The sequence below is a fragment of the Rhodococcus sp. 14-2470-1a genome (genome assembly GCF_002259425.1).
Classification (GTDB): Bacteria; Actinomycetota; Actinomycetes; order Mycobacteriales; family Mycobacteriaceae; genus Rhodococcoides; species Rhodococcoides fascians_E.
In genome coordinates this window covers 216,576-243,387 of the sequence record NZ_NPFZ01000005.1, presented here as the reverse complement: position 1 = coordinate 243,387, position 26,812 = coordinate 216,576, and the positions used below count along the sequence as shown (strand labels likewise).

Annotated in this window: 24 protein-coding genes; 20 read left to right on the top strand and 4 right to left on the bottom strand. The window is 65.5% G+C overall.

Features of this window, described 5'->3' with window-relative positions; translation table 11 throughout:
• The first annotated feature begins 18 nt into the window (after window positions 1-18).
• The 4 genes from CH292_RS03450 to CH292_RS03440 all read left to right on the top strand — a co-directional run bounded on the left by CH292_RS03450 (window position 19) and on the right by CH292_RS03440 (window position 3,999).
• A complete protein-coding gene (locus CH292_RS03450; protein ID WP_256977900.1) occupies window positions 19-975 on the top strand; it encodes a hypothetical protein in 957 nt (318 codons plus the stop codon).
• Window positions 972-1,634: a hypothetical protein gene (locus tag CH292_RS29235; protein WP_256977899.1), complete on the top strand. Its 663-nt coding sequence runs from the start codon at window positions 972-974 to the stop codon at window positions 1,632-1,634. Before CH292_RS03450 ends, CH292_RS29235 begins: the two co-directional genes overlap by 4 nt.
• The gene (locus tag CH292_RS29230) at window positions 1,592-2,272 is read left to right on the top strand and encodes an isoprenylcysteine carboxylmethyltransferase family protein (protein ID WP_256977898.1); all 681 of its coding nucleotides are present in this window, start codon (window positions 1,592-1,594) and stop codon (window positions 2,270-2,272) included. The genes CH292_RS29235 and CH292_RS29230 overlap by 43 nt, the downstream gene beginning before the upstream one ends.
• 77 nt (window positions 2,273-2,349) lie before the next feature.
• Complete coding sequence (locus CH292_RS03440) at window positions 2,350-3,999, top strand: cytosine permease (RefSeq protein ID WP_094653996.1); 1,650 nt, start codon at window positions 2,350-2,352, stop codon at window positions 3,997-3,999.
• Between the two features lie 4 nt (window positions 4,000-4,003).
• Here the strand turns inward: CH292_RS03440 and CH292_RS03435 are convergent, their stop codons facing one another.
• Together CH292_RS03435 and CH292_RS03430 are read right to left on the bottom strand one after the other, a co-directional pair.
• Entirely contained in the window at window positions 4,004-4,804 is an 801-nt protein-coding gene (locus CH292_RS03435; RefSeq protein ID WP_094653995.1) for a crotonase/enoyl-CoA hydratase family protein, read from the bottom strand.
• A 2-nt stretch (window positions 4,805-4,806) separates the two neighbouring features.
• On the bottom strand, window positions 4,807-5,769 hold the full coding sequence (locus tag CH292_RS03430; RefSeq protein WP_094626327.1) for a hypothetical protein: 963 nt from the start codon (window positions 5,767-5,769) through the stop codon (window positions 4,807-4,809).
• Window positions 5,770-5,862: 93 nt separating this feature from the next.
• Between CH292_RS03430 and CH292_RS03425 the strand changes: the two genes are divergently transcribed.
• Window positions 5,863-6,444, top strand: coding sequence for a TetR/AcrR family transcriptional regulator (locus CH292_RS03425; RefSeq protein ID WP_019664418.1), 582 nt, complete (start codon window positions 5,863-5,865; stop codon window positions 6,442-6,444).
• 85 nt (window positions 6,445-6,529) lie between these two features.
• Here CH292_RS03425 and htpG read toward each other — a convergent pair whose 3' ends face one another.
• Together htpG and CH292_RS03415 are read right to left on the bottom strand one after the other, a co-directional pair.
• Window positions 6,530-8,455 carry a molecular chaperone HtpG gene (htpG, locus tag CH292_RS03420; RefSeq protein ID WP_094653994.1) on the bottom strand — a complete coding sequence of 642 codons (1,926 nt, stop codon included), beginning with the start codon at window positions 8,453-8,455 and terminating at the stop codon, window positions 6,530-6,532.
• Between the two features lie 44 nt (window positions 8,456-8,499).
• Complete coding sequence (locus tag CH292_RS03415) at window positions 8,500-9,492, bottom strand: ABC transporter substrate-binding protein (RefSeq protein WP_037143815.1); 993 nt, start codon at window positions 9,490-9,492, stop codon at window positions 8,500-8,502.
• Between the two features lie 65 nt (window positions 9,493-9,557).
• Here CH292_RS03415 and CH292_RS03410 point away from each other — a divergent pair, with 65 nt between their 5' ends.
• The 15 genes from CH292_RS03410 (at window position 9,558) to CH292_RS03340 (ending at window position 26,811) form a co-directional block, all read left to right on the top strand.
• A complete protein-coding gene (locus CH292_RS03410; RefSeq protein ID WP_020111469.1) occupies window positions 9,558-10,658 on the top strand; it encodes an MBL fold metallo-hydrolase in 1,101 nt (366 codons plus the stop codon).
• Between the two features lie 19 nt (window positions 10,659-10,677).
• Window positions 10,678-13,068, top strand: a complete 2,391-nt coding sequence (locus CH292_RS03405; RefSeq protein ID WP_179277898.1) for an HAD-IC family P-type ATPase — start codon at window positions 10,678-10,680, stop codon at window positions 13,066-13,068.
• 42 nt (window positions 13,069-13,110) lie between these two features.
• Window positions 13,111-13,302 carry an antitoxin gene (locus CH292_RS03400; RefSeq protein WP_019664423.1) on the top strand — a complete coding sequence of 64 codons (192 nt, stop codon included), beginning with the start codon at window positions 13,111-13,113 and terminating at the stop codon, window positions 13,300-13,302.
• A gap of 60 nt (window positions 13,303-13,362) precedes the next feature.
• Entirely contained in the window at window positions 13,363-15,000 is a 1,638-nt protein-coding gene (locus CH292_RS03395; protein ID WP_019664424.1) for a Na+/H+ antiporter, read from the top strand.
• Window positions 15,000-16,181: a lipase family protein gene (locus CH292_RS03390; protein ID WP_094653992.1), complete on the top strand. Its 1,182-nt coding sequence runs from the start codon at window positions 15,000-15,002 to the stop codon at window positions 16,179-16,181. The genes CH292_RS03395 and CH292_RS03390 overlap by 1 nt, the downstream gene beginning before the upstream one ends.
• 1 nt (window position 16,182) lies before the next feature.
• Complete coding sequence (locus tag CH292_RS03385) at window positions 16,183-16,557, top strand: MmcQ/YjbR family DNA-binding protein (RefSeq protein WP_026347670.1); 375 nt, start codon at window positions 16,183-16,185, stop codon at window positions 16,555-16,557.
• Window positions 16,558-16,568: 11 nt separating this feature from the next.
• Window positions 16,569-17,720 carry a sensor histidine kinase gene (locus CH292_RS03380; protein ID WP_371828072.1) on the top strand — a complete coding sequence of 384 codons (1,152 nt, stop codon included), beginning with the start codon at window positions 16,569-16,571 and terminating at the stop codon, window positions 17,718-17,720.
• Window positions 17,721-17,762: 42 nt separating this feature from the next.
• Complete coding sequence (locus tag CH292_RS03375; RefSeq protein WP_094653991.1) at window positions 17,763-18,545, top strand: LytTR family DNA-binding domain-containing protein; 783 nt, start codon at window positions 17,763-17,765, stop codon at window positions 18,543-18,545.
• Window positions 18,542-18,910: a hypothetical protein gene (locus tag CH292_RS03370; protein ID WP_019664429.1), complete on the top strand. Its 369-nt coding sequence runs from the start codon at window positions 18,542-18,544 to the stop codon at window positions 18,908-18,910. Before CH292_RS03375 ends, CH292_RS03370 begins: the two co-directional genes overlap by 4 nt.
• Before the next feature lie 2 nt (window positions 18,911-18,912).
• The gene (locus tag CH292_RS03365; protein ID WP_094653990.1) at window positions 18,913-20,649 is read left to right on the top strand and encodes a cation acetate symporter; all 1,737 of its coding nucleotides are present in this window, start codon (window positions 18,913-18,915) and stop codon (window positions 20,647-20,649) included.
• Between the two features lie 210 nt (window positions 20,650-20,859).
• A complete protein-coding gene (locus tag CH292_RS03360; protein ID WP_094654017.1) occupies window positions 20,860-21,159 on the top strand; it encodes a DUF485 domain-containing protein in 300 nt (99 codons plus the stop codon).
• Window positions 21,156-22,790, top strand: coding sequence for a cation acetate symporter (locus CH292_RS03355; RefSeq protein WP_019664432.1), 1,635 nt, complete (start codon window positions 21,156-21,158; stop codon window positions 22,788-22,790). The genes CH292_RS03360 and CH292_RS03355 overlap by 4 nt, the downstream gene beginning before the upstream one ends.
• Before the next feature lie 172 nt (window positions 22,791-22,962).
• The gene (locus CH292_RS03350; RefSeq protein WP_019664434.1) at window positions 22,963-23,397 is read left to right on the top strand and encodes an SRPBCC family protein; all 435 of its coding nucleotides are present in this window, start codon (window positions 22,963-22,965) and stop codon (window positions 23,395-23,397) included.
• An 18-nt stretch (window positions 23,398-23,415) separates the two neighbouring features.
• Window positions 23,416-25,065 (top strand): VWA domain-containing protein, encoded by a 1,650-nt coding sequence (locus tag CH292_RS03345; RefSeq protein WP_373454667.1) that lies wholly within the window; start codon window positions 23,416-23,418, stop codon window positions 25,063-25,065.
• Between the two features lie 96 nt (window positions 25,066-25,161).
• Complete coding sequence (locus tag CH292_RS03340; RefSeq protein WP_037143831.1) at window positions 25,162-26,811, top strand: substrate-binding domain-containing protein; 1,650 nt, start codon at window positions 25,162-25,164, stop codon at window positions 26,809-26,811.
• The last annotated feature ends 1 nt before the right edge of the window (window position 26,812 follow it).

Below are 26,812 nucleotides of genomic sequence, written 5' to 3'. Positions count from 1 at the left end.
TGTGGTTGCCTCCTGGGCATGACACAGGGGGACGAAGTACGGAAGCGTCGACCGACATCGGCGCAATACGTGGTTGCAGGCAGCGTCGTCGCCTTCGCGGTGGCGGTGTTTCTGCGGTACGTGCTGACGGAGGCGGGGGCCGCGCAGACCGCTGCGTTCTACGTCGGCATTCCTGCGGTGGTGGCGGTGATCGTAGTGCTGTCCGCTCCGAGTCGAAGCGCCGTCGGTATCACGATGAAAGTCATCACCGTCCTGCTTCTGATGTCGATGATGCTGCTGGGCGAGGGCTTCATCTGTGTCATCTTCGCGGCCCCGATCTTCTACCTGATCGGCGGACTCGTCGCCATCGTCGTGGAGAAGATCACCAAGTCGGGACCGGGAGACGACAGGATGCATGCGGTGGCCGTCCCGGCGCTCGTCCTCGTCGCCGTCGCGGCATCGGAAGGCATCGTGCCCGCGACGACGCTCGACGGTGCGACCACCGTGTCCGCATCCAGGACGCTGAACGCCGACGTGGACGACGTCGTCGCGGCGTGGGAACGACCACTGGACTTCGGTGGAACACCCCTCCCCGGAGTTCTGTCCTGGGGTTTTCCGGAGCCGCTCGCCGACAGCGGTGGATCGCTCGAGGTGGGCGCACGTCGAACCGTCACGTTCGCCGGAGCGCACCATCGGCCATTGCTGGTGTCCGAGCACCACTGGGGCGAGCACACGACCGAGCTCACCTTCGAGGTCGTGTCGCGCACATACGATTCCGCGCGCCTCGCGGTCGTCGGTGACACCACGCCCATCTCGTCGTGGCTGACGTGGAATGTCGCCGACATTACCTGGAGCGCAGTGGATTCGACGCACACTGCGGTGGATCTGGAGCTTTCCTACACGCGTGAGCTGGCGCCCGCGTGGTACTTCGGTCCCATCGAGGAGTACGTCACCGAACGCGCCGCGGGGTGGCTGCTGGACAGCCTGAACCAGTGAACATCGACACCGGTCTGTCAGTGGCTGCGCTGCGTTCCTGCGCAGTACTGCTGCCGGTGCTGCTGGTCGGTGCGTTCTGGGTGGCCTCGTCCGCACGGGTTCGCGGCGCCGCGTTTCTCGCGATGCTCTGGAATTTCCTGGCTTTACTGCTGGTGAATGTCGTTGCTGTGCAGAACGGTTGGTGGAGCTTCGGCACCACGGGAACCATGTGGTCGTCGGTGCCCGTCGACGTCGTGCTCGGATGGTCCGCGCTGTGGGGTGCACTACCGATACTGCTGGCCCGGTGGGTGAACGTGTCGGTCACCGTGTGCGTCCTGATCGCGGCGGACGTGCTCGCCATGGGTAGCCTGCGGCCGCTGGTGACGCTCGAACGCGCGTGGTGGTGGGGAGAACTGCTGGCCGTGGCTGCCGCACTGCTGCCCGGAGTGCTGCTCGGCACGCTGACGTCGAACCAGCGGGCGCTCAGGACCCGCGCGAGCATGCAGGTCGTGCTGTTGGCGCGGTCCTCGTGTTCGGCCTCCCCACCGTCTCCTTCGAGCTCGCGAACGTCCTCCTGGCGTCCGATTCCGGATGGTCGACGGTCGGGAACCGGCTCGCGGCCGGCGGCGGTGGCGTCGTGGATTCCCTGTTGCTCCAACTTGCCCTCGTCGTCGTCGTGATCGCCCTGCGGGCTGTCGCCGATTTCGCGGTGATCGGAGGCGGCACACCGTTCCCGTGGGATCCACCGATTCGGTTGGTCACCACCGGGCCGTACGCATACGTCGCCAATCCCATGCAGGCGTCCGCCGTCGTGCTCCTGCTGATTCTCGCGGGTCTGTTCCGCGAGCCGTTTCTCGCCGGCGCGGCGTTGCTCGCGGGCGCATTCGGTGCCGGGCTCGCGACATGGCACGAGAAAGCAGACCTGGTGACGAGGTTCGGGCCTGGCTGGGACGACTACCGCCAGTCGACGAGGGACTGGATTCCCCGGTGGACACCCGCTCGGATTCCGTCGGCGACGCTCTACGCGTCGGTCACGTGCGACCCGTGCTCGACCGTCGGACCGTGGTTCGCTCGTCGACGCCGGGTGTCGCTCGAGACCGCGGCCGCCGAGGACCATCCCGAGAGCTCGACTCGTGTGCGTTACGAAGGAGCGGTGACGCTGACCGGGACCAGAGCGATCGCGGCAGCGCTCGAACACGTCTCGTTGGGATGGGCCGTGCTGGGCTGGATCCTGCGTGCGCCGATCCTCGGGTGGTTCCTGCAGATACTCGTCGACGCAGCCGGGGGAGCCCCACGCACCGTCAGAGTGCCCGATTAGTCAGGTTTGCGGCTCTGCGTAACAGCATCTGTACTTCGCGTGACGTGGGCGACACGTAGCGCTTCTACCTTCCTTGCATGACCGCTGTGCAGCCTGCGCCGACAGATTCGGCACTGAAGGAAACGCTGGAGGACTACACGCTGCGCTTCGCGCCGCGTAGCTACCGCAAGTGGGGCACAGGCGTCGTCGCCACGTCCGCACTGGGCGGCATCGCGTACCTCGCCGACTTCGCGATCGGCGCCAACATCGGCATCTCCTACGGCACCGGAAACGCGCTGTGGGGAATTCTCGTCTTCGCCGTCGTCATCTTCCTCACCGGTCTACCGCTGGCCTACTACGCCGCCCGGTACAACATCGACCTCGACCTGATCACGCGCGGAAGCGGATTCGGGTACTACGGATCCGTCGTCACCAACGTCATCTTCGCGACGTTCACCTTCATCTTCTTCGCCCTCGAAGGTTCCATCATGGCGCAGGGCCTCGAGCTCGGGCTCGGCGTCCCGCTGCCGATCGGGTATGCGGTATCGACTCTGATGGTCATTCCGCTCGTCATCTACGGCATGAAAGCGCTGGCCAAGCTGCAGGTGTGGACGACGCCGCTGTGGCTCGTCCTGATGGTCTTTCCGTTCATCTACCTCGTTGCTGCACATCCCGATTCGGTCGGAACGTTCTTCGCCTACGGCGGCGCCGACGGTGCCGAGGGCAAGGGCGTCAACTTCGGCTCGGTCATGCTGGCGGCCGGTGTCTGTCTGTCGCTGATCGCGCAGATCGCCGAGCAGATCGACTACCTGCGGTTCATGCCGCCCAAGACTCCGGAAAACCAGCGCCGCTGGTGGACTGCAGTACTGCTCGCCGGGCCCGGCTGGGTCATCTTCGGTGCACTCAAGCAGGTCGTCGGACTCTTCCTGGCGGTGTACCTGATCGCCAACGTCGCCGACGGAGCCACCATCGCCAACGAACCCGTGCACCAGTTCCTCGAGATCTACGAGAACATGATGCCGGGCTGGCTTGCCATGACTCTCGCGGTCATCCTCGTCGTCATCAGTCAGATCAAGATCAACGTGACCAACGCGTACTCGGGCTCGCTCGCGTGGACCAATGCGTACACACGCGTCACCAAGACCTACCCGGGACGCATGGTGTTCGTGCTGTTCAACCTCGCCATCGCGTTGATCCTGATGGAAGCCGACATGTTCAGCTTCCTGGGCGACATCCTCGGCTTCTACGCCAACTGCGGCATCGCCTGGATCGCGGTGGTGGCGTCGGACATCGTCTTCAACAAGTACATCCTGAAGTTGTCGCCCAAGGTCCCGGAGTTCCGTCGCGGCATGCTCTACAACGTCAACCCCGTCGGCTTCGTCTCCATGCTGCTCGCTGCCGGCCTGTCGATTCTGACGTTCTTCGGCGGCCTCGGTGGCGCACTGGAGCCGTATTCGCCGATCGTCGCACTGATCATCGCCATCGTCATGCCGCCTGTGCTGGCTGTCGCGACGAAGGGGAAGTACTACCTTCGCCGTACCGACGACGGTATCGATCTGCCGATGTTCGACGAGCACGGAAACCCTTCGGACGCAACGCTTCTGTGCCACGTGTCCGGCATGGAATTCGAGCGACCGGACATGATCGCCTCCAACGTTCCCGGTCCCGACGGCGAGAAGCAGTACATCAGCTCGCTCTCGCTCAGTACCGACAAGACGGGTGAACACATTCTGCCGGAACAGAAGTGAGGGTCTACCGGCCGGAGAACCTCGGATCGCGACGGCTCAGCATGGCGTCGACTGCTTCGGCGTGGTCGGCCGTGGTGTGGGCGACGGCCTGATACGCGGCGGACAGCTCCAACAAGGATTCGAGGCTCTGGTGCTGACCTTCGCGCAGTAACTTCTTGGTCATGCGCAGTACCTGAGGGGGATTGGCGGCGACGCGGTCTGCCAGCGCGTGGGCGGCGCCGAGCAGGTCACCGGGCTCGACGACCTGCGACACCAATCCCCACTCGAGTGCAGTTGCCGCGCCGATCGCCTCACCGGTGAACGCCATCTCGCTGGCGCGCGCCATACCGATCGCTCGGGGAAGAAGCCAGGCCCCGCCGTCGCCGGGGATGATGCCCACTTTGACGAAGCTCTCGGCGAACGTGGCCGTCGTCGACGCGATGCGGAGATCGCACATCAACGCCAGATCGCAACCGGCACCGATCGCGGCACCGTTGACCGCGGCGATCGTCGGGATTTCGCAGTGATACAACGCTTTCGGGATCCGCTGAATGCCGTGTCGGTACCCCTGCCTCAGCTCGGCGGGGCTACCGCCGAACATTCCTTCCTTGTCGCGCATGTGCTTGACGTTTCCGCCGGAGGAAAACGCGGACCCTGCCCCGGTGAGAATCGCGACCCGAACGCTCGGATCGCGATTCACGTCGGAGACGGCGTCTTCGATCGCCTCCACCGTCTCGATGTCGGAGATCGGATTGCGCGACTCGGGATTGTTCAGCGTCCATACGACGGCATCGCCGCGGCGCTCGGTCAGCAGGAGTTCGGTCATGCCTACAGTGCAACACGCTCGGGTTCGGTCTCCGACGAGGCGCGCACCGTGCTGCGGCTCGCAACGGTGAGCTTGCGGTGTCCGACGGCCATGAGTACCGCCCCGGCCGCCACCCACGCGGCGAGAACCAGCCAGGGCTGAGTCGTCGACGCGCCAGGGAAGTACGACAGGTCGCGGAGCAGGGTGGCACCTGCTCCCGGCGGGAAGAACTGCCCGACGGCTCCCCAGGGCTCGGGGAGGAACTGCCACGGCTGTATGGCGCCGGAGATCTGGTTTCCGATGAACATCATCAGGACCGCCACGACGCCGATTCCTGCGGGTCCGATCAGCGAGGTCAGGCCGACGATCAGCGCGCTCACCGCCAACACCGACAGCGCTACGGCGGCGATATTCGGAACGAACGCGCCCTGCAGGATTCCGAACCACCCCTGCGTGATCGCGACGACGACGATACCGGCGCCGACGCCGTACACCGCGGTCGCCAGAAGCCGTCGCCCTGTGCCCTTGACGAGCATGGAGATGATGACGCCGCCGACTATTCCGCCGATGACAAGGGGGAAGGCCATCGCGGAGAGCCCGGCACCTCGGGCGTCGGTCGCCGCAAGGGGCACGATGTCGGACGCCGTCGTGTTCAGGGCAGCGGCCACGCCGTCGAACATCTGAGTGACGACGGTGCCGTTGGCGGATGCGGTGAGGACCTCGGGCGAGGGTCCCGGAACGACGGCGCCGTAGACCTCGCGTGCTGTGATCAGATCGAGGGCCGCAGCGCGGTCGGGCACGGTGGTGACGTCGAACGACGATGCCAACTGGCTGGTCAAGGCCGGGTTCTCGCCGACGACCGCGACAGGAACATCGTGGGCCGTCGATGTGACCGAGGGCCACAGAAAGGCAAGTACGACGACGGCGAGCGCGGCAGCGCCTGCGAGTGCGACGACCACTGCGCGTGGCCACGGGGTGGACTTCATGACGACTCCTCATTTAAAACGAATAACCGTTCTTTATCTTGGGTGGGCGGGTCTCGGTTGTCAAGAACGAAGATTCGTTTTTAATATGGACGCGTGCCCAAGGTAAGCGAAGACCACCGTGAGGAACGCCGCAGACAGATCATCGACGCGGCGATGACGTGTTTCGCGAGGTCAGGTTTCGAGAAGACGTCGATGGCGGACATCATCGCCGAGTCGGCGTTGTCCGCGGGCGCGATCTACAGCTACTTCAAGAACAAGCAGGATCTGGTTCTGCACGTCACGCGGGATGTGTTGAAGAGTCGGACCGAGGATCTCGACGGGCTGGAGAAACAGCACCCTCTGCCGCCGCCTGCTGTCGTGGTGCGACTGTTCCTGGACGGCATGACACGCGACGTCGGCAATCCCAGCATTCTGCTGCAGATCTGGGCCGCGGCAGCCAGGGAGACCGACGCGGACTCCACCGTGGTGCCCGTCGTTACGGAGTTGCGCGGTCTGTACGAGCGATACTTGCGAGTGTGGTTCACCCGCAACGGCTTCGATGATCCAGACACCAGGGCGCAGTCGATGGCGCCGTTGGTGGTCGGCCTCTGTCAGGGATTCATCCTGCAGTCGGCACTGCTACCCGACTTCGATTCCGAGGGCTATCTGAAGGCCCTGGATCACCTCTCGCTGTGAGTGGAAATGTAGCGTTCCCTGGTCGCTCCGCAGGCTCCGCTCCTGCCCCAGGGCCTACATTTCCACTCACGTGCGGCGGAGCCGCCTAGACGGTTCTGGTCAACCGATCGGCCAGCAGACGAGAGAACTTCGCCGGATCCTTCAACTCGGTGCCTTCGGCGAGAAGAGCCGTCGCATAGAGCAGTTCGGCGGTCTCGGCAAGGGAGGCGTCGTCGCTGCGCTCCTCGCGTGCCTTCTTGAGCCCCGTCACCAGATCGTGCGTCGGGTTGAGTTCGAGGATGCGCTTGGAGGTCGGAACGAACTGTCCCGACGCCTTGTACATCTTCTCGAGCTGCGGGGAGAAGCTGAACTCGTCACCGACGACGCAGGCGGGCGAGGTGGTCAGGCGGGTCGAGAGGCGAACCTCCTTGACGTCCTCGGACAAGGTCTCGGTGAGCCACTTCAGCAGCTCCTCGAACTCCTTGTCCTGCTCCTCGCGCTTGGCTTCGGCGTCCTTCTTCTCCTCTTCGGTGTCGAGGTCGACCTCGCCCTTGGAGATGGACTGGAAGTATTTGCCGTCGAACTCGGGGACGTTGCCGACCCAGACCTCGTCGACGGAGTCGGTCAGCAGCAGCACCTCGATGCCGCGCGCCTTGAACGCCTCCATGTGCGGCGAGCTTTCGATCTGCTGACGGGATTCGCCCGTCATGTAGTAGATCTGCTCCTGTCCGCCCTTCATCCGGTCGACGTACTCGGCGAGGGTGGTCAGACCCTCCTCGGAGTTGGTGGACGCGAACGACGACACCGACAGCAGCGTCTCGCGGTTGTCGGCGTCGGAGATCAGGCCTTCCTTGAGCGCGCGGCCGAACTGAGACCAGAACGTCTGGTACTTCTCGGCGTTCTCGCTCTGCAGCTCCTTGACGGTGGAGAGGACCTTGCGCGTCAGGCGACGACGGATCGCACGGATCTGACGGTCCTGCTGCAGAATTTCACGAGAGACGTTGAGCGAGAGGTCCTGTGCGTCGACGACACCCTTGACGAAGCGCAGGTACTCCGGCAGCAGCTCCTCCGAGTCGTCCATGATGAACACGCGCTTGACGTACAGGTGCACACCCGACTTGCCTTCGCGCATGAACAGATCGAACGGTGCCTGCGACGGAATGAACAGCAGCGCTTGGTATTCGAACGTGCCCTCGGCCTTGAACGGGATGACCTCGAGCGGCTCGTCCCAGGCGTGCGAGACGTGCTTGTAGAACTCCTTGTACTCCTCGTCGGACACTTCGTCCTTCGGGCGAGTCCACAGAGCCTTCTGCGAGTTGATCGTCTGCGTCTCGATTTCGACGGTGTCCTCGGCGCCCTCTTCGGTTGCCTTGACCGTCTTCTCGACGTCGATGCGGATGGGCCACGCGATGAAGTCCGAGTACTTCTTGACGAGCTGCTTGATCTTCGATTCCGACGCGTAGTCGTAGAGGTGATCCTCTTCGTCGGTCGGCTTGAGGTGCAACGTGATCGAGCTGCCCTGCGGTGCGCCGTCGACGTCGGAGATCTCGTAGGTGCCCTCGCCGGTCGACTCCCAGCGGGTGGCGCTGGTTTCGCCGGCCTTGCGGGTCAGCAGCGAGACCTTCTCCGCAACCATGAACGTCGAGTAGAAGCCGATACCGAACTGGCCGATCAGCTCCTCCGACGCCGCGGCGTCCTTCGCTTCCTTGAGCTTCTTGCGCACCTCGGCCGTACCGGACTTGGCGAGCGTGCCGATGAGGTCGATGACCTCGTCACGCGTCATGCCGATGCCGTTGTCACGGATCGTGAGCGTCCGGGCTTCCTTGTCGATGTCCAACTCGATGTGGAGATCGGAGACGTCGACGTCGAGGTCCTTGTTGCGGTAGGACTCGAGCCGCAACTTGTCGAGGGCGTCGGATGCGTTGGAGATCAGCTCCCTGAGGAAGCTGTCCTTGTTGGAGTAGATGGAATGAACCATCAGGTCCAAGAGCTGGCGCGTCTCGGCCTGAAATTCCCGCTGTTCGGTGGTCATGAGTGTGTGCGATCTCCTTCTAGAGCAAAACCGTCGCGAGCATTCTACTTACGAGCCGCATCGCCCAGCTGCGGGACTATCTCGTTCAATGCCCAATCCAGACTGAGCGGCGACGGGAACGCGATCGATTGTGCCTGCGTGGGCGAGAGCGGCACGAACGCACCCCGTCCAACGGCGGGGAGAGACTGCACGGCGGGCTGGGCGGCGAGCTCGTCGACGGAACCTGGCAGGCCGGTCGCGATGATGACGTCCGCGTCCGTCTCCGACAGGTAGTCGTAGCTGATCTGCGCGCGGCCCGGGATGGTGCTGACGGGTTGGGCGGTGGCGAACTCCGTCGGGGTCATGCCGAGCTGTCCCAGCAAGCTGGCACCCGCGTCGTCCGGTGAGTTGACGATGTAGACCGCGCCTTCGCTCGGTCCGACGAAGAACGTGAAGGTCTTGCCGTTCAGTTCGGGGAACTGCGCGGCCGCGTCGGCGATGCGGGACTCGGTGTCGGCGATCACCTGCTCGCCCGTCTCGGGAACCCCCAGCGCCGACGCCACCGTCGCGGTCGCGCTCTGCCACGTCTCCGACGACGGGGTGTCGGCGAAGTGGACGACCGGCGCGATCTCTTTCAGCTGGTCGTACGCGCGCGCGAGGGTGAAGGACTTGGTGGCGACGATCAGATCGGGTTGCAGGGCCGCAATCTCCTCGATGGGGATCGTGGCTCCGCTCGCTTCCCACACGGGAGGGGTCTGCGGCACCGCGTTCTCGAACCACGGTTGATAGCCGGAGTCCGTCTGGGCCTGTGCCACGGAAATCGGCGTTACGCCCAGGGAGAACACGATGTCCGCGTCGGTCCACGTCAAGGCAACGACGCGTTCGGGCTTGTCCGGCACGTCGGCGGTGCCGAGGGCGCCGGCTACCGAGACCGGAAAAGCGCTGTTCGACGCTGGTTCCCGGGCCGGTTCGCCGTCGTCGGCCGAGGAGCATGCGACGAGGGTCAGAGCTGCGGTGGCGGTGACCAGCGTCATGGCCAGTGTGCGTCCGAAAGGCATGAGGTGAGGCTAGCCAACGACCGCCTGTCCTGTTCGCCCGGTTCGGCTCACCTATCCTCGCGGGGGTGACCAAACAGCGGATCGTGCCGATCGCCCTCGGCATCGCAGGTGCAGCATGGGTGGCCCGAGCGGCGTGGGGACTCCCGGCTCAGATCGGTGCGACAGCAGGCAAGATCGCGCCGTACGCGGCAGGGTCGGCACGCTACCGCGACCGCCGATTCCACAACACCGAACCCAGCTCGAGCTTCTCCGGCGGCGGCGACGAGTCGATTCTGGTGTCCTTCCTACGGCGCCGCGCGCTGGGCAAGCCGCAGCAACCGATTCCCCTCGCACCCCAGGTCGCTCCCGTCGACGCCGGTGAAACAGCCGTCACCTGGTACGGCCACTCGTCCGTGCTGATCGAACTCGACGGCAAGCGCATCCTCGCCGACCCGGTGTGGAGCCACCGAGTGTCGCCCTCGCGCACCGTGGGGCCGTCGCGGCTGCATCCGACGCCGGTTGCCCTCGACGCGCTTCCCTCCGTCGACGCGATCGTCATCTCCCACGACCACTACGACCACCTCGACAAGGCGACCATCGTGCGCCTCGCGAGCCTGCAGACGGCGACGTTCGTCGTCCCGCTGGGGATCGGTGCCCACCTGCGCCACTGGCGGATACCCGAGGACCGAATCGTCGAGTTGGACTGGGACGAACAGACCGAGGTCGCCGGAATCACGATCACCTGCACCGAAGCCAGGCACTTCTCGGGTCGAGGGCTGAGGCGTGATCTGACGCAGTGGGCGTCCTGGGCGTTCGCGGGACCGAAGCACCGGGTCTTCTTCGGCGGTGACACCGGCTACACGGTCAAGTTCGCGGAGATCGGCGCCAAGTACGGCCCGTTCGATCTGACGTTGCTGCCGGTCGGTGCCTACGACCCACGCTGGGCGGACATACACATGAACCCGGAAGAAGCCGTGCGGGCACACGGAGATCTGGGCGGCAACGTGCTCGTCCCCGTGCACTGGGCGACGTTCAATCTGGCGTTCCACCCGTGGTCCGAACCCATCGTTCGGCTGAAGGCCGCAGCCGACAGCGTCGGCGTTCCCACGGTCGTGCCGATGCCGGGTCAGCGGATCGATGCATCCAGGGGAACACAGGACGATCGGTGGTGGGCGAGGCTCGGCTGACGACCACTACTCTGTGTCCATGTCGATCGAGACGGACGCGCAGTGGGAACGTGGACTCACCGAAGCGGAAGTAGCGCAACTTCGAGCCGACGGAAAATCCAACGACGTTCCGGCCCGGGCGAGTCGTTCGGTCAGGGACATCGTCCGCGGCAACGTGTTCACGCGGATCAATGCAATTCTGGGTGTCCTGCTGATCATCGTGCTCTCGACGGGATCGATCGTCGACGGCATGTTCGGGTTGCTGATCATCGCCAACAGTGGCATCGGCATCATCCAGGAGATCCGGGCCAAGAAGACTCTGGACGAACTGGCGATCGTCGGCCAGAGCAAACCGGTCGTTCGACGGGACGGCGTCGCGCGCGAGGTCGCCCCCGACGAGGTGGTCCTCGGTGACGTCATCGAGTTGGGCCCGGGTGATCAGATCGTCGTCGACGGCAGCGTGGTCGAAGCGTCGTCGCTGGAAGTCGACGAGTCGCTGCTGACCGGAGAAGCGGACGCGGTGCACAAGGAAATCGACGCGCCGATCCTGTCCGGCAGTTTCGTCGTGGCCGGTAGTGGTGCCTACCGCGCGACGAAGGTCGGCCGCGATGCGTACGCCGCCAAGCTCGCCGAGGAGGCGAGCAAGTTCACCCTGGTGCACTCCGAGCTGCGGAGCGGCATCGACAAGATCCTGAAGTTCATCACCTACCTGATGATCCCGGCAGGCGCACTCATCATCTACAACCAGCTGTTCTCGTCGGGGCAGTCGCTGGGCCCTGCGCTGAACGGCATGGTCGCAGCTCTCGTTCCGATGGTGCCCGAAGGTCTGGTGCTGATGACGTCGATCGCGTTCGCCGTCGGTGTCGTTCGGCTCGGGCAACGCAAGTGCCTCGTCCAGGAGCTTCCCGCAATCGAGGGGCTCGCGCGCGTCGACGTGGTCTGTGCGGACAAGACGGGCACGTTGACCGAGAACGGTATGCGGCTCGCGGAGCTTCGCGTCGTGGAGGAAGGGGACACGGCCGCGCTGCCCCGCGTCCTCGCCGCGCTCGCACACGACGATCCACGACCGAACGCCAGTGTTCTGGCGATCGCCGAAGCGTTCCCGGAGGATCCGGGGTGGACCGAAACCGCGGTCGCGCCGTTCTCGTCGGCGAAGAAGTGGAGCGGCTTGTCGTACGGAGACGACGGCAACTGGCTTCTCGGAGCGCCCGACGTGCTGCTGGACCCGACCAGCGACATCGCCCGCCAGGCAGAGGAAGTCGGCTCGTCGGGACTGCGTGTTCTGCTGCTCGCCAGCAGTGATCTCCCGGTCGACGACGACGCGGCCCCCGGTGTGGTCACTCCGCGGGCGCTGGTGATCCTGGAACAGAAGGTGCGGTCCGACGCCCGCGAGACACTCGAGTACTTCGCGAGCCAATCCGTTGCCGTGAAGGTCATCTCCGGGGACAACGCCGTGTCGGTGGGGGCCGTCGCGGGATCTCTCGGCCTCGCCGGCAGCCCCATCGACGCACGCAACCTACCCGAGCGCACCGAGGACCTCGCCGACACCGTCGAGAATTCCACCACGTTCGGACGAGTGCGCCCCGATCAGAAGCGTCGGATGGTCGGCGCCCTGCAGTCCCGCGGACACACCGTGGCGATGACCGGCGACGGCGTCAACGACGTGCTCGCACTCAAGGACGCCGACATCGGTGTCGCCATGGGCTCGGGCAGTGCCGCGACACGCGCAGTCGCGCAGATCGTGTTGCTGGACAACAAGTTCGCGACGCTGCCGTACGTCGTGGGTGAAGGCCGACGCGTCATCGGCAACATCGAACGCGTCTCGAACCTGTTCCTCACCAAGACCGTGTACTCGGTGTTGCTGGCGTTCCTCATCGGCCTGTCCGGGGTGCTGTCGCAGATCTTCCACTTCGAGCCGATTCCGTATCCGTTCCTGCCGCGTCACGTCACCATCGCCGCGTGGTTCACGATCGGCATCCCCGCATTCATCCTGTCGCTCGCCCCCAACAACGAGCGTGCGCGGTCCGGGTTCGTCCCGCGCGTGATGCGCCTCGCGGTGCCGTCGGGCCTGATCGTCGGCGTCGCGACGTTCGTGTCCTACCTGCTCGCCTACCAAGGACCGCAGGCGACCGAGGAACAGGTGACCCAGGCCAGCACGACGGCACTGATCACGTTGATCATGATCGCCGTATGGGTGCTCGCCGTCGTCGCTCGGCCGTACGTGTGGTGGAAGATCGTGCTGCTCGCCGGTTCGGTGCTGGGCTACCTGGCGCTGTTCACCATCCCGTTCTGCCGCACGTTCTTCAAGCTCGACCCGTCGAACATCGCGCTGACGACTTCGGCGTTCGTGATCGGCGCCGTCGGAATCGTGCTCGCGGAGGTGTCCTGGCGCATCAGCGCGGCCCTGCAACGAAACGGTTCCGCGAAGTAAGCTTCATCCCGCCAGCACAATCACAGCGAATGGAGTGATCTCATGGGTTTCGCAGACAACCTCAAGGGCATCGTCGACAAGGGCAAAGAGCTCGCCGCCGAGAACTCCGACAAGATCGAGGACGTCGTCGACAAGGCAGGCGATTTCATCGACGACAAGACCGGTGGCAAGTACGCCGACAAGGTCGACAAAGTGCAGGAAGCGGCGAAGAAGGCCATCCCGGACAAGCCGTGAACGGATGATCGTGTGCGAGTCGGCTGCGCGAGGCCGCGCAGCTGACGGCATGATCTAGCTGTGGACGGACCAGTACTACTACTCGTCGTGATCGCGGCCGTCGCGGTGGCGGGTTTCGCCAAACGCTTCGACCTTCAGGTGCCGCTGGTGCTCGTCGCGGTCGGATCGGCGGCGTCGTTCGTTCCAGGAGTTCCTCAGCTGACCCTGTCACCCGAGCTGATCCTCGGCGTGGTGCTGCCTCCGCTGTTGTACTCGGCCGCCCTCGACTTCTCGTTCGTCAGCTTCCGCAAGAACCTGGGACACATTCTCCGGCTCGGCATCGTCATGGTCATCGTGACCGCGGTGGCCGTGGGGTACTTCGCCAATTGGCTGGTCCCCGAACTCACTCTCGGCGCCGCACTGGTCCTGGGCGCTGTGGTGGCGCCGCCCGACGCCGTGGCCGCGATCGCCGTCGGCCGCAAACTCGGACTGCCCTCCCGCATGATGGCGATCCTTACCGGGGAAAGCCTGGTCAACGATGCGGCCGCCTTGACTCTGTTCACCCTCGCCGTCGCGTCGGTGACGGGCAAGAAGATCGAGATCGACTCGCCCGTACTGTTCTTCGCGTACGAGATCGCGGGCGGAGTGATCGTCGGCTACGTACTGGCCCGCATCGTCCGCTTCGTTCGTTCGCGCATCCGCGATTCCTCGCTGGAAACCGTTCTGGGACTCGTGCTTCCGTTCACCGCGTATCTGGCTGCCGAGGAGATCCACGCGTCGGGAGTGCTGGCCGTCGTGACCGCGGGATTCGTGCTCGGCAGGGTCACCGCCGACGTCGCGGTCCCGACGCGGATCCAGGAACGCCAGGTCTGGCCGTTGATGGACCTGCTGCTCGAAGCATTCGTGTTCGCCTACATGGGGTTGCAACTCGAATCGGTCATCGAGGAAGTGCAGCGGGACGGACTGCCGGTGCACCACATCTTCGCCTACGCCCTGCTCGTTCTGCTCGTCGTCATTCTCGTCCGGCCGGCCTGGATCTTCGTCAACACCTCCAGACGATCCGTGGTGCGCAAACTCCTGCGCAGAAAGGCGTCGGAGACGTCCGACGTACTCGGACTGACGTGGCGACAGAACCTCGTCCTGTCCTGGGCGGGGATGCGCGGCGTGGTGACGCTGGCCGCGGCGTCGGGTGTGCCGCTCGCCACCGTGGCGGGAGATCCGTTCCCGGGCCGCGCCGTCATTCAAGCGGTCGCATTCGTCGTTGCGGTGGGGACGTTGGTGATCCAGGGGCTGACGTTGCCGATGCTGATCCGCAGACTCGACGTCGCCGACGCCGACGAGCAGCGTCGAACCGACGAACAGGCGGCTCTCGCACGGTCCATCTCGAGGTCGGCTGCCGAGCAGTACCTCTCCGAGGCCGCGGTGAACGGGATCGACGGAGCCAGCCGAGAATCCGTCGAGCACGTCCTGGAGCGGGTGCGGCGATCGGTTCGCGCGCGACTCGACGCCGACGAAACCGAAGACCACGAAGAGCGGATCGCCGCAGCGGGCGCACTGTTCGACACGTTGCGGCGCAACGTCCTCGTCGCGCAGCGCGCAGCACTGGTGCACGCCCGTGATGCGGGTGAACTGGACGACGAGGTCCTGCGGACCGTGCTCGACGGTCTCGACGTGGAAGAAGCTGCGGCCGAAGCGCGACTGGAACGGAGAAACCGATAGTGCGGCGGCGGCTGGTCGGTGCCCTCGCTCTGACTCTTCTCGCCGGGTGCGGCGGGCCCGAGGCGCAGCCTGCGCTCGATTCGTCCGTACCCGCTGTCGCACCGGCACCCGTCGGCGACGAACGTGGTGCGATCGTCTCGCAGACGGACATGGGTCATCTCGACCTCGCTGTGCGGTTCCTCGGTGCGTCCGCCACCCGCGTGGTGTACGCGTCCACGTCGGGTGACGGCACGTCGCGGACCGAAGTGTCCGGGGTGATCTTCGCCCCGAAAGGTGCACCGCCGCAGGGTGGTTGGCCCATCGTGTCCGTGGGTCACGGCACGACCGGAGTCACCGACGAGTGCGCTCCGTCGCTGTACCCGAACCTGTTGGGCACCATCGGCACGGTCGCCCCGTTCCTCGAACGAGGCATGGTCGTCGCGGTCACGGACTACGAGGGCATCGGCACTCCCGGTATTCATCCCTACCTGGACCCGAATGCCGCGGCGTACAACGTCATCGACGCAGTCCGCGCGGCCGCGAACGTCGTACCCGGCACCGGTGCCCGGTGGGGAGCGATCGGTAATTCCCAAGGTGGACAGGCCGTGTGGGCGGCAGCGGAGCATGCGGACTACGCCGACGGGTTGGAGCTCGTCGGCAGCGCCGCGCTGTCTCCCGTCCTCGATCTCGCGCCCATGTTCGACGCGGGGCACGTGAACACCCTCCCGCAGATTCTGCTGACACCGTTTCTCGTCGACGGCCTGCAGTACCGGCATCCGGAGGTGACCGGAACGGAGTTCGTCCGGGGCGCACTCGAGGCCGACAGGCGCGCGCTGACCGCGTGCACGGACCTCCTCGGTGTGCAGAAGGCGGAAGCCGCTGTGCGTCTGACGCCGTCGGACGCGATGCCGGCCACCGAGGCGTCACGTCTGAAAATGGTGGAGTGGTTGACGTCCGTCGCACTGCCGCGGACGCGGACGGATGTGCCGTTGCTGGCTGTCGTCGGGCAACAGGATCAATTGATCGACCCGAAATGGACACGCGACGCCGTAGCGCGGGCATGCTCGATGGGAGACGTCGTGTCCCTCCGGGAAGAGCCCGGCCAGGGGCATTCGGACCAGGCGGCCGTCGCCGACGGGGTGGCGTGGTTGGCCGACAGATTTGCCGGCGTACCACCGCCCGACACCTGTGCAGGAGGATGACATGGATCCGAACCCACTGACGATGGTGCGGGCGCTGTGCCTGGCGCTTCCCGAGGCCACCGAGCGCATCAGCCACGGCGAACCGTCCTGGTTCGTCAGAAAGTCTCCACAGTTCGCGATGTTCTCCGATCATCACCACGACGACCGCGTCGGATTCGTCGCCGCCGCCCCGGCCGGGGCGCAGCAAGCCTGGGTTGCGAAGGACAGCACCCGCTTCTACGTACCCCCGTACTTCGGCGGGCGAGGGTGGATCGGCGTCTACCTCGACGTGCCGCAGGACTGGGAGGACATCGCGGACATCGTGGAGGATGCGTACCGGACGGTGGCGCCCAAGACGCTGCTGACCCAACTCGATGCCGAGCGCCAACCCGAATGACCTCGGCTCTGATGTGGTTCGCGGTCATCGTGGCCTGCGCGATCGTTGCCGTCGCCGTGATCAGTCTGCGGGGACGGCGGGATCTGACGACGCCCGAGGAGCGCGCGGTCCACGCGACGCTGCACACCGCATCGTTGGCAGCCCGCCCGCTGCGCCGCGGCCTGGACACCCAGTCCGCGGCTGAGGCCGCGCCTCATCTGCGCGCGCTCACCGGTGGTGACGCACTCGGCGTCGCCGACGCCGACGCGCACCTGCTGGCGTGGAACGGTCCCTTCGAGGAGGTGGTCGGGCAGTTCCTCGAGGCGGCCGCGCGGGCAGTCGGCGGCCAGCGCCGAATTCTGATCACCGCGCCTGCGGGTGCCACGTGGCGCACCGTGGTGGTCCAACCGTTGCTCGTCGAGGACGTCGGTGTCGTCGGGGTCCTCGGTGTCGTCACCACGTCGACGCCCGGACCGGGCATGCTCGGAGCCGTCGGCGAGGTCGCCCGCTACGCCTGCGGGCAGATCGAGTTGGCCGAACTCGACGCCTCGCGTGCACGCCTCGACCGCGCCGAAGTCCGAGCATTGCGCGCTCAGATCAGCCCGCACTTCATTTACAACGCTCTCGGCACGGTCGCCTCGTTCGTCCGTACCGATCCCGACAGAGCACGAGAGCTGGTGCTGGAGTTCGCGGATTTCACCCGCTACTCGTTCCGTAACTCCGGCGAGTTCACCGTCCTGTCCGACGAACTACGCAACATCGATCGGTACCTGACGCTCGAGCGGGCACGCTTCGGCGACACTCTGCAGGTCACGTTGCAGGTCGCGCCCGAGGTACTGAACGTCGCACTGCCGTTTCTCGCGCTGCAGCCCCTGGTCGAGAACGCGGTGCGGCACGGGATCGCGGGTCGCGCCGGTGGCGGCACCATCACCATCGTCGCGGCCGACGAGGGAACCGACTGCCTTATCAGCGTCGAGGACGACGGCGTCGGAATGGATCCGGAACTGCTGCGATCGGGAACGCTGGACTCCGACGAGGCCGCGCACGTGGGTCTGTCCAATGTGGACGATCGACTGCGCGCGGCGTTCGGCAACGACTACGGTCTCGTCGTGGACACGGGCATGGGTGCCGGAACGAAGGTCAGCATGCGGGTTCCTAAGTTCAAAGCGGGGATTCGGGCATGACCGCCGTGGTCGGCAGCGCTGGATGTCTGGGATGATGCGGTGATGACCGGTCTTGTTGTGCTCGCAGTCGACGACGAGAAGCCGGCGCTCGACGAGTTGGCTTTTCTGCTGAACGCACAGGATTCGGTGGCCGAGGTCTTCGTCGCGTCGGACGCCACGACGGCACTGCGACGACTGCAACATCCGGTCGACGCGTCCTACCCGGCGATCGACGCAGTGTTCCTCGACATCAACATGCCCGGTCTCGACGGGTTGGAGCTCGCCGGGATCCTCTCGAACTTCATGCGTCCACCGGCGGTCGTGTTCGTCACCGCCCACGACGACCGAGCACTGGCCGCATTCGACCTCGGCGCCGTCGACTACCTGCTCAAACCTTTGCGCGAGGACCGTCTGGCGGAATCTCTGCGCCGAATCACCGCCGCGGGCCGACGACCGGAGGGTCAGGAACCGGCTACAGGGGACGAGATCATCCCGGTCGAGCTCGGCGGCACGACGACGCTCGTGCAACGTGCGAGCGTGGGGTGGGTGGAAGCGGACGGCGATTACGCCCGGCTGCACACCTCCACGGGCTCTCACCTCGTGCGGATCCCTATCTCCACCCTCGAAAGTCGTTGGGCAGAAGTCGGTTTCCTCCGAGTGCACCGGTCCTACCTGGTGTCCCTGTCGTTGGTGACGGGCATCAAGAGCGTCGGATCGGGGCTCGTGGTGTGCCTCCGACGCCACGGAGACCTCGCGGCCGTCGAACTCCCGGTGAGCAGGCGTCACACCCGGGCACTCAAGGATCGTCTCGTCCGCGGCCCGCTGCAATCCTGGTCGAATCGGTGACGGAGCCCGGTCGGAACCCGCGTGAACGCGTGGTCCTTGCCCGCAGGCGCGGCGCCCGGATCGTCAGAACGCGGGTGGAAGTGCAGGAACACACCGAGGTCGGCGACGCCATGGTGCGCGGCCTCGTTCGCGCTCAACTGCTGCTGTCGATCCGCCTCGCCGTGGTGACGCTCGCCGTACTGTTCTCGATTCCGTTGCTGGGCCTGCTGGTTCCCGCGTTCTCCGACGCCGTGGTGTTCGGAGTTCGGTTGCCGTGGGTCGTGCTCGGGGTCGCGGTCTACCCGTTGCTGCTGGGTGTCGGCTGGATCCACGTCCGCCGCTCCGAGCGCATCGAGCAGCAATTCCTCGACCTGGTGGACGACTGATCATGACGGGGGTGCCGTGGCTCACGGTGGGAGCGTTGCTGATCGCTGCCGTCGCGACCGTCGCCATCGGTGTGTACGGCGTGCGCCTGGCCCGCACCACGTCGGACTTCCTCGTCGCGTCACGCACCGTGGGGCCGAAATGGAATGCGGCCGCCATCTCCGGCGAATACCTTTCGGCTGCATCGTTTCTCGGGGTCGCCGGCCTCATCGCGAAGTACGGTGCCGACGCCCTGTGGTATCCGATCGGTTTCACTGCCGGGTATCTGGGTCTGCTGCTGTTCGTTGCCGCGCCGCTTCGGCGCAGCGGCGCATACACCGTTCCCGATTTCGCCGAGTTCCGGCTGGGCTCCGGGCGATTGCGCACCCTCGCGATGTTCGTCGTCGTGGTCATCTGCGCTCTGTACCTCGTGCCGCAGTTTCAGGGTGCGGGCCTCACTCTCGATATCTTGCTGGGAGTTCCCGGGTGGGTGGGCGCGGCGGTCGTCGGGTTCATCGTCATCGCCAACGTCGTCGGTGGAGGCATGCGCTCCATCACGTTCGTGCAGGCCTTCCAGTACTGGTTGAAGCTGACGGCCGTCGCTGTTCCGGCCCTCGTGCTTGCCGTGCACTTCTTCGCCGACGATCGTGCGGTCGGTAGTCCGGCGCCACCGACGGTGGACCGGGTGACGACGGTCGAGATCAACACCGATGTTCTCGTTCAGGTGGATTCACCGATCGGCGCGCTCATCAGCGGCACTCTCGACGGTGACAGCGTCGACGGCGCGGTGGTGCTAGGTGCAGGCACGCACGAGTTGTCCGAGGGAACGTCCCTGGTGCTCGACGCGGGTTCGGCCGTTCCCGTCGTGGCGGGCGCACCGACGACGGACCGTCAGTGGGCGATGCCCGGTGGCGGGCTCGGCGGCATGCATCCGCTGTACCAGGTGTATTCGCTCATTCTGGCGACGTTCCTCGGCACCCTCGGTTTGCCTCACGTGCTCGTGCGGTTCTACACCAATCCCGACGGTCGTGCCGCGCGAGTGACGTCGCTGACGGTCCTCGGTCTGCTCGGCTTGTTCTATCTCTTTCCGACTCTGCTGGGAGTCTTCGCGCGTCTGTACGTTCCGCAGTTGTTGATCACCGGGAACTCCGACGCGGCGGTACTGTTGCTCCCCGGGTCGGTGTTGTCCGGTGTGGGAGGCCAACTCCTGGCCGCTCTCGTCGCCGCCGGGGCCATCGCGGCGTTCCTGTCGACGTCGTCGGGTCTGTTGGTGAGCATCGCCGGGGTGCTGAGCACCGATGTTCTTCGTGGACGCGTCCGAGACTTCCGCATCGCAGCGGTGCTCGCGGGAGCCGTGCCGCTCGCGATGTCCCTCGGGCTCGCGTCGCTCGATCTGTCCCGCACGGTGGGGCTGGTGTTCGCGGTTGCCGCGTCGACGCTGTGCCCCCTCCTCGTGCTGGGCATCTGGTGGCGCGGACTGACCGCGGCCGGTGCAGCAGCTGGGCTGATCGGCGGCGGAACCGTCTCGCTCGTGGCAGCGTCGCTGTCGGTGTTCGGAATTCCGGAGGCATGGTTCGGGGGATGGGCGGCGACCGTCCTCGGGTACCCGGCCGCTGTCAGCGTGCCCCTCGCTTTCGGGTTGATGTACCTGGTCAGCAAGGCGACATCGCGGACGGTTCCCGTCGACATCGGCGGCATCTTCACCCGATTGCACGCTCCCGAACGCCTGGATGTCGGCAAGGACCGCGAGCGCGAACTCTGACACCTCGGCCGTTTGTCGCGGTGAGACAACCGTTCGGCGCAGACCTACGCAGCTGAACGTGTGACCGACGCCACCACGTCCTTTTGTGATCCCCATCTCACTACTCTCAGTCCAGATCTTCCGTCACACTCCGTGACGCCACGACGAGGGAGCACTTTCGTGACAACACCGGACACATCTCCACCACCGGACGAGCAGGCGTTCATCGACATGCAGGCAAGCCCGGAATTTCAGGAACTGCGTCGACGCCTGCGTAGCTTCGTCTTCCCGATGACCGCGTTCTTCCTGATCTGGTACATCGTCTACGTGCTGCTGAGCAACTACGCGCACGACTTCATGTCCACCCCTGTGTGGGGCAACGTCAACGTCGGCCTGCTCCTCGGACTGGGGCAGTTCGTCACCACCTTCGCGATCACGGGCATCTACGTTCGTTTCGCGAACCGTGAACTCGACCCGCGCGCCGAGGCACTGCGCAACGACATGATCGCGTCCCAGGAGGCCGAGCGATGAACGTCCTGGCGCAAGCCGCAGACACCACCGTCGGCGAACCACTCGTCAACATCGCGATCTTCGGAGCGTTCGTCGCCGTCACGATGTTCGTCGTCATCCGCGCCTCGAAGAAGAACGCGACCGCCTCCGAGTTCTTCACCGCCGGTGGCGGATTCTCCGGACCACAGAACGGCGTCGCCATCGCAGGCGACTACCTCTCCGCGGCAAGCTTCCTCGGCATCGCGGGCGCCATCGCCGTCTACGGGTACGACGGCTTCCTCTACTCCATCGGCTTCCTCGTCGCCTGGCTCGTCGCGCTGCTGCTCGTGGCCGAGTTGCTCCGCAACACAGGCAAATTCACGATGGCCGACGTGTTGAGCTTCCGCCTCAAGCAACGTCCGGTGCGCACCGCGGCCGCGCTGTCGACGCTGACGGTGTCGCTGTTCTACCTCCTCGCGCAGATGGCGGGCGCAGGCGGACTCGTCGCACTCCTGCTCGACATCTCCGACCGCACCGGGCAGTCCATCGTCATCGCCGTCGTCGGTGTGTTGATGATCGTCTACGTCCTCGTCGGCGGCATGAAGGGCACCACGTGGGTCCAGATCATCAAGGCGGTTCTGCTCATCGCCGGTGCACTGTTCATGACGGTGCTCGTTCTCGCGAAGTTCGGCTTCAACATCTCCGAGCTGCTCGGTAGTGCACAGGAAACGATCACCGGCTCCGCCGATGATGCAGTCGCAGCCCGCCAGGTTCTCGAGCCGGGCGCTCAGTACGGCGGCAGCAACATGTCCAAGCTCAACTTCCTGTCACTCGGTATCGCACTCGTGCTCGGAACTGCTGGTCTCCCACACGTTCTCATGCGCTTCTACACCGTCCCCACCGCGAAGGAAGCTCGTCGCAGCGTCGTCTGGGCCATCGCACTCATCGGCGCGTTCTACCTCTTCACCCTGGTGCTCGGCTACGGAGCCGCAGCAATCGTTGGACCGGACCGCATCCTGGCGTCGGCAGGCGGACAGAACTCCGCGGCACCGCTGTTGGCCTTCGAGCTCGGTGGCGTCATCCTGCTCGGTGTCATCTCGGCGGTCGCCTTCGCGACGATCCTCGCCGTGGTCGCCGGCCTGACCATCACCGCGTCGGCGTCCTTCGCTCACGACATCTACGCCAGCGTCATCAAGAAGGGCGATGTCGACGAGAAGAAGCAGGTCAAGGTCTCGCGCATCACCGCCGTCGTGATCGGTGCACTGGCCATCGGCCTCGGCATCCTGGCGAACGGTCAGAACATCGCGTTCCTCGTCGCACTCGCCTTCGCGGTCGCTGCCGCTGCGAACCTGCCGACCATCGTGTACTCGCTGTTCTGGCGTCGCTTCAACACCACCGGCGCACTGTGCAGCATGTACGGCGGCCTGATCTCGACGCTCGTGCTCATCGTCTTCTCCCCGGCCGTGTCCGGATCCAAGACCGCGATGATCCCCGGCTCGGACTTCGCCTGGTTCCCGTTGTCCAACCCCGGAATCGTCTCCATCCCACTCGCATTCGTGCTGGGAATCGTCGGAACACTTCTGTCGAAGGACAGCGAGAGCCGCGCCAAGCAAGCCGAGATGGAGGTTCGCTCACTCACCGGCATCGGTGCGGAGAAAGCCACCGCCCACTGAGGGTTCCATCGCTGTCTTCTCGCACACCTTCCAGTCCCTCGCACAGGTTGCAGCCTGTGCGGGGGACTGCAGTGTGTGCGGGGGTGGGAGCTGGTAGCTATCACAACTCCGCGGGCCCCGGTGAGGTCTGCCTCACACATCGGGGTTGACGCGTTTGGTTACGATCCCTTCCGTGGCCAAGCTGAAGGTAACCGTCAACGTCCCGCTCGACCCCGAGACCGCGTGGACTCATGCGTCCGATCTCGCCGACTACGACAAGTGGTTGTCCATCCACGAGGGATGGCGCTCCGACCTGCCGGAACAACTGTCCGTCGGCACCACTCTGGAGTCCGTCGCGTCGGTGAAAGGGATGCGTAACCGCGTCCGGTGGACCATCGAGAGCTACGACCCGCCGAAGAAGCTGAAGTTGAAGGGCAACGGCAAGGGCGGAGTGAAGATCGGGCTGGTGTTGTCGGTCGCGGAGGGCAAAAGCGGCGGCTCCGACCTGACGCTGGACGTCGAGCTCGGCGGTGCCCCCTTGTTCGGCCCGATAGGCTCCGGCGTCGCTCGGGCGCTGAAGGGTGACATCGAGAACTCGATGAAGACCTTCGAATCGCTGTACGCCTGACAACGGAGAGGCCTTTCCATGCCCGGCAGACACAGTGCCCCTGGTAGACACAGTGCCCCCGCGTCGGGTGCAAGCGCCGTTCCGGCGGTGAAGTACGGGATCATCGCCGTCGTTCTCCTGCTCGTCGTCGGCGGTGGAGTGTTCGCGGCGCAGAAGGCCTTCGGTTCCGATTGCACGGATCCGGCCACGTACTCCCTGGCCGCGGACCCTGCTATCGCAGGAGTGGTCCAGCAGGTCGTCGACGACACCTCGGCCGAGGATCTCGGGTGCGCGACGGTGGAGGTCACCGCGACCGATTCCGGCACGGCGTCGGCTGCAGTGTCGATGGGTGCGGATGCGCCGTCGTTGTGGATCCCGGATTCCGCACTGTGGGTGGGAAAGGCCGTGCGCGCGACGGGTTCGCTGGTGGATGTGGCAAGCCAGTCGGTGGCGAGTTCCCCGGCGGTGATCGCCGCACGCAAGGACGAGGTTCCGTTCTTCGACTCCTGGTTGACGGCTCTGCAGCTGAAGAGTCTGCGCATCGGAAATCCGTTGACCAACACCATCTCCGACGCTGCCATTCTCGGGGCGCTCTCGGAGGCGGGCTCCGACGCGGACGCCGTGGATTCGGTGTCGGCCGCGCTGGTGCCGATCGCGCAGGCGCAGGCCGCTACCCGCGGTGAAGCAGATCCGACGGTGCGTCTGGAGGAGATGGTCGCCGACGGCGGAGTGTCGGTGGTGTCCGAGCAGTCGTACCTCGACTTCCAGAAATCCACCGGCGCCGAACTCGGCACGACGACGCCTCCCACCGGCAGTTTCTTTCTCAACTTTCCGCTGGCCGTGACCGAACCGGCCGACGATCGCGTCGAGGGCGCGAAGGCCGTCGGGCTCGCCGTGGCGGAGGTCCTGGCGTCGGAGACGGGGTTGCAAGCTCTGTCCGACGCCGGATTCCGAGCACCCGACGGCACTCCGCTCAGCGACAGCCGTGGCGTCGGGGACATCGAGGCGTTGACCATCGCCGACCAGCAGACTGCCGAGGAGACCCTGCGTCGCTACCAGGTTCTGGCCCTGCCGTCGCGCACCCTCGTGATGGAGGACGTGTCGGGGTCGATGGGGTACAGCGCGGGTGCGGACACCCGTATCGGGCTCACCGTGCAGGCCAGCGATACCGGCAATCGGTTGTTCCCGAACAACGCCGCGCTGGGGTTGTGGGCCTTCTCGGTCGGCCTCGGTGGGGGAGACCAGGACTACCGCGAGTTGGTTCCGATTCGTCGGCTCGACGAGGACGTGAACGGCACGTCGCAGCGTGACCTTCTGCTGCAGGCGACGCGCACGCTCCCAGGTCTCGTGGGCGGCGGAACAGGCCTGTACGACACGGCGCTCGCGGCGTTCCGCCAGGTCAAAGAGGGATACGACCCCGATTACATCAACAGCGTCATCATTCTCACCGACGGTTCCAACGAGGATCCGGGCAGCATCTCGCTCGACGAACTCCTCTCGACGTTGCGTGCCGAGCAGGATCCCACCAAGCCTGTCGTCATCGTCACGATCGGTATCACCGACGACGCCGACGCCGGGGTTCTCCAGCAGATCTCCGCAGCGACCGGCGGAACCAGCTTTCTGGCCAGAAATCCGGCGGAAATCCCCAACGTTTTTGTGAATGCTCTCAAGAGCCGCGCAGGACGCTGATTTTCCCGCTATTTTTGGGTTTGCCGTTTGCTCGGCGCGCTTCGTCGTGCATGATGCAGCGTGCAACGGAAGCTGACTGTTTGGGGGAACACGGGGATGTCGGGGCGTCACGGAACGGGAACGCGCAGAAATCCGCTGTACGTGGGGGGCGCGATCGTCGTCACGGCGGTAGTGGTCGTCGTCGGCGGATACTTCGGAGTGCAGGCCGTCCGTGCAGGTGGCGCCGAGTGCGACACCGTCGCGCAGGTGTCCGTTGCTGTCGATCCCACCGTCGCCCCGGTCGTCACGGACGTGCTGTCCACCGTGGAACCCGTCGACCGAGGGTGCACCGATTTCGACATCAGGGCCGAGGCGCCGACGGACACGGCCACCGAACTTGCCGGCAACAACGAGAACCGTCCGGACCTGTGGATCCCTGATTCGACGCTGTGGCTGCTGAAGACTCTCCGGTCGACCGGGGCTCTTCCCGAGGTGGCCAAGTCCTCGGTGGTCAACACCATGCCCGTCGTCGTCACGCGTCCGGGTGAGTCGGTTCCGGTGAACACCTGGCTGGAGGTGCTGCAGAATCCGGGCCTTCGGATCGGCGATCCGCTGGACAGCAGCGGATCCCTCGCCTCGATTCTCGGAGCTCTGTCGGAATCGGAGGTCGCGATCTCCGACGCCAAGGCAGTCTCTGCCGCACTGGTCCCGAAAGCTCAGGACTACGGCCGGATCGCGAATCTGCCGCACGGAACGGCGGATCTCGTCGACCAGGTCGCGGCCGAGGGTGGCACGTCGGTTGCAACCGAGCAGAGCGTGCTCGCGTACAACGCCGCGCATCCCGATGCCCCGCTCGAAGCGTCGGTTCCACCGACGGGCAGCTATTTCTTGAACTACCCGCTCGCGGTCACCGCGGCAGCAGGCCCGGACTACGACCGCGTCAAGGATGCCGGTACCGCCTTGGCGTCGGCGCTGTCGACCACCTCGGCCACCGAGGCACTGACGGCCGCCGGTTTTCGGCAGGCCAGCGGTGTTCCAGTGGCCGACGGTAGGGGTGTGGGTTCGGTCGCGTCGCTGGAGTTGAAGAATCCGCTGGCCATCGAATCGACGCTGCGTGACTGGTCGGTGCTGGCCCTTCCGCTTCGCACCCTCGTCGTCGAGGACGTATCCGGGTCCATGGCGGCGCGGTCCGGTGACTCGACACGGATAGCTCTGACCGTCGATGCAAGCCTCGGGGCCAACGCTCTCTTCAGCGACCAGACCGAGATGGGGCTGTGGGCGTTCTCCATCGGTCTCGGCGGAGGACAACAGGATTATCGTGAGTTGGTTCCCCTGGGAGCGGTGGACACGGTGTTCAACGGTCTGCCACAGCGCGAAGCGATTCTGTCCGCAATCCGCGGGCTTCCAGGCATCGTGGGTGGCGGAACCGGTTTGTACGACACCACTCTCGCTGCGTTCCGTCGGGTCAAGGAAGGGTACGACCCGAATTTCGTCAACAGTGTCATCCTGCTGACGGACGGTACGAACGAGGACGAAGGCAGCCCCAGCTTGGATCAGCTGATCGAAACCTTGCAGCGCGAACAGGATCCGGTGCGCCCCGTCGTCATCGTCACCGTCGGTATCACCACCGACGCCGATCCTGTTGCGCTGCAGAGAATTGCCGCTGCGACGGGTGGTACCAGCTACGTCGCCGAGGATCCGCGTGACATCCCGGACGTGTTCGTGCAGGCACTGAACAGCCGAACCCAACGCATCGGCGGCGAGTAGC

Coding starts and splice junctions, on each gene's coding strand:
- CH292_RS03450 (WP_256977900.1), top strand. CDS start 19: ATGACACAGGGGGACGAAGTACGGAAGCGTCGACCGACATCGGCGCAA.
- CH292_RS03440 (WP_094653996.1), top strand. CDS start 2,350: ATGACCGCTGTGCAGCCTGCGCCGACAGATTCGGCACTGAAGGAAACG.
- CH292_RS03435 (WP_094653995.1), bottom strand. CDS start 4,804: ATGACCGAACTCCTGCTGACCGAGCGCCGCGGCGATGCCGTCGTATGG.
- CH292_RS03430 (WP_094626327.1), bottom strand. CDS start 5,769: ATGAAGTCCACCCCGTGGCCACGCGCAGTGGTCGTCGCACTCGCAGGC.
- htpG (WP_094653994.1), bottom strand. CDS start 8,455: ATGACCACCGAACAGCGGGAATTTCAGGCCGAGACGCGCCAGCTCTTG.
- CH292_RS03415 (WP_037143815.1), bottom strand. CDS start 9,492: ATGCCTTTCGGACGCACACTGGCCATGACGCTGGTCACCGCCACCGCA.
- CH292_RS03405 (WP_179277898.1), top strand. CDS start 10,678: ATGTCGATCGAGACGGACGCGCAGTGGGAACGTGGACTCACCGAAGCG.
- CH292_RS03400 (WP_019664423.1), top strand. CDS start 13,111: ATGGGTTTCGCAGACAACCTCAAGGGCATCGTCGACAAGGGCAAAGAG.
- CH292_RS03385 (WP_026347670.1), top strand. CDS start 16,183: ATGGATCCGAACCCACTGACGATGGTGCGGGCGCTGTGCCTGGCGCTT.
- CH292_RS03380 (WP_371828072.1), top strand. CDS start 16,569: ATGTGGTTCGCGGTCATCGTGGCCTGCGCGATCGTTGCCGTCGCCGTG.
- CH292_RS03375 (WP_094653991.1), top strand. CDS start 17,763: ATGACCGGTCTTGTTGTGCTCGCAGTCGACGACGAGAAGCCGGCGCTC.
- CH292_RS03365 (WP_094653990.1), top strand. CDS start 18,913: ATGACGGGGGTGCCGTGGCTCACGGTGGGAGCGTTGCTGATCGCTGCC.
- CH292_RS03360 (WP_094654017.1), top strand. CDS start 20,860: ATGCAGGCAAGCCCGGAATTTCAGGAACTGCGTCGACGCCTGCGTAGC.
- CH292_RS03355 (WP_019664432.1), top strand. CDS start 21,156: ATGAACGTCCTGGCGCAAGCCGCAGACACCACCGTCGGCGAACCACTC.
- CH292_RS03345 (WP_373454667.1), top strand. CDS start 23,416: ATGCCCGGCAGACACAGTGCCCCTGGTAGACACAGTGCCCCCGCGTCG.
- CH292_RS03340 (WP_037143831.1), top strand. CDS start 25,162: ATGTCGGGGCGTCACGGAACGGGAACGCGCAGAAATCCGCTGTACGTG.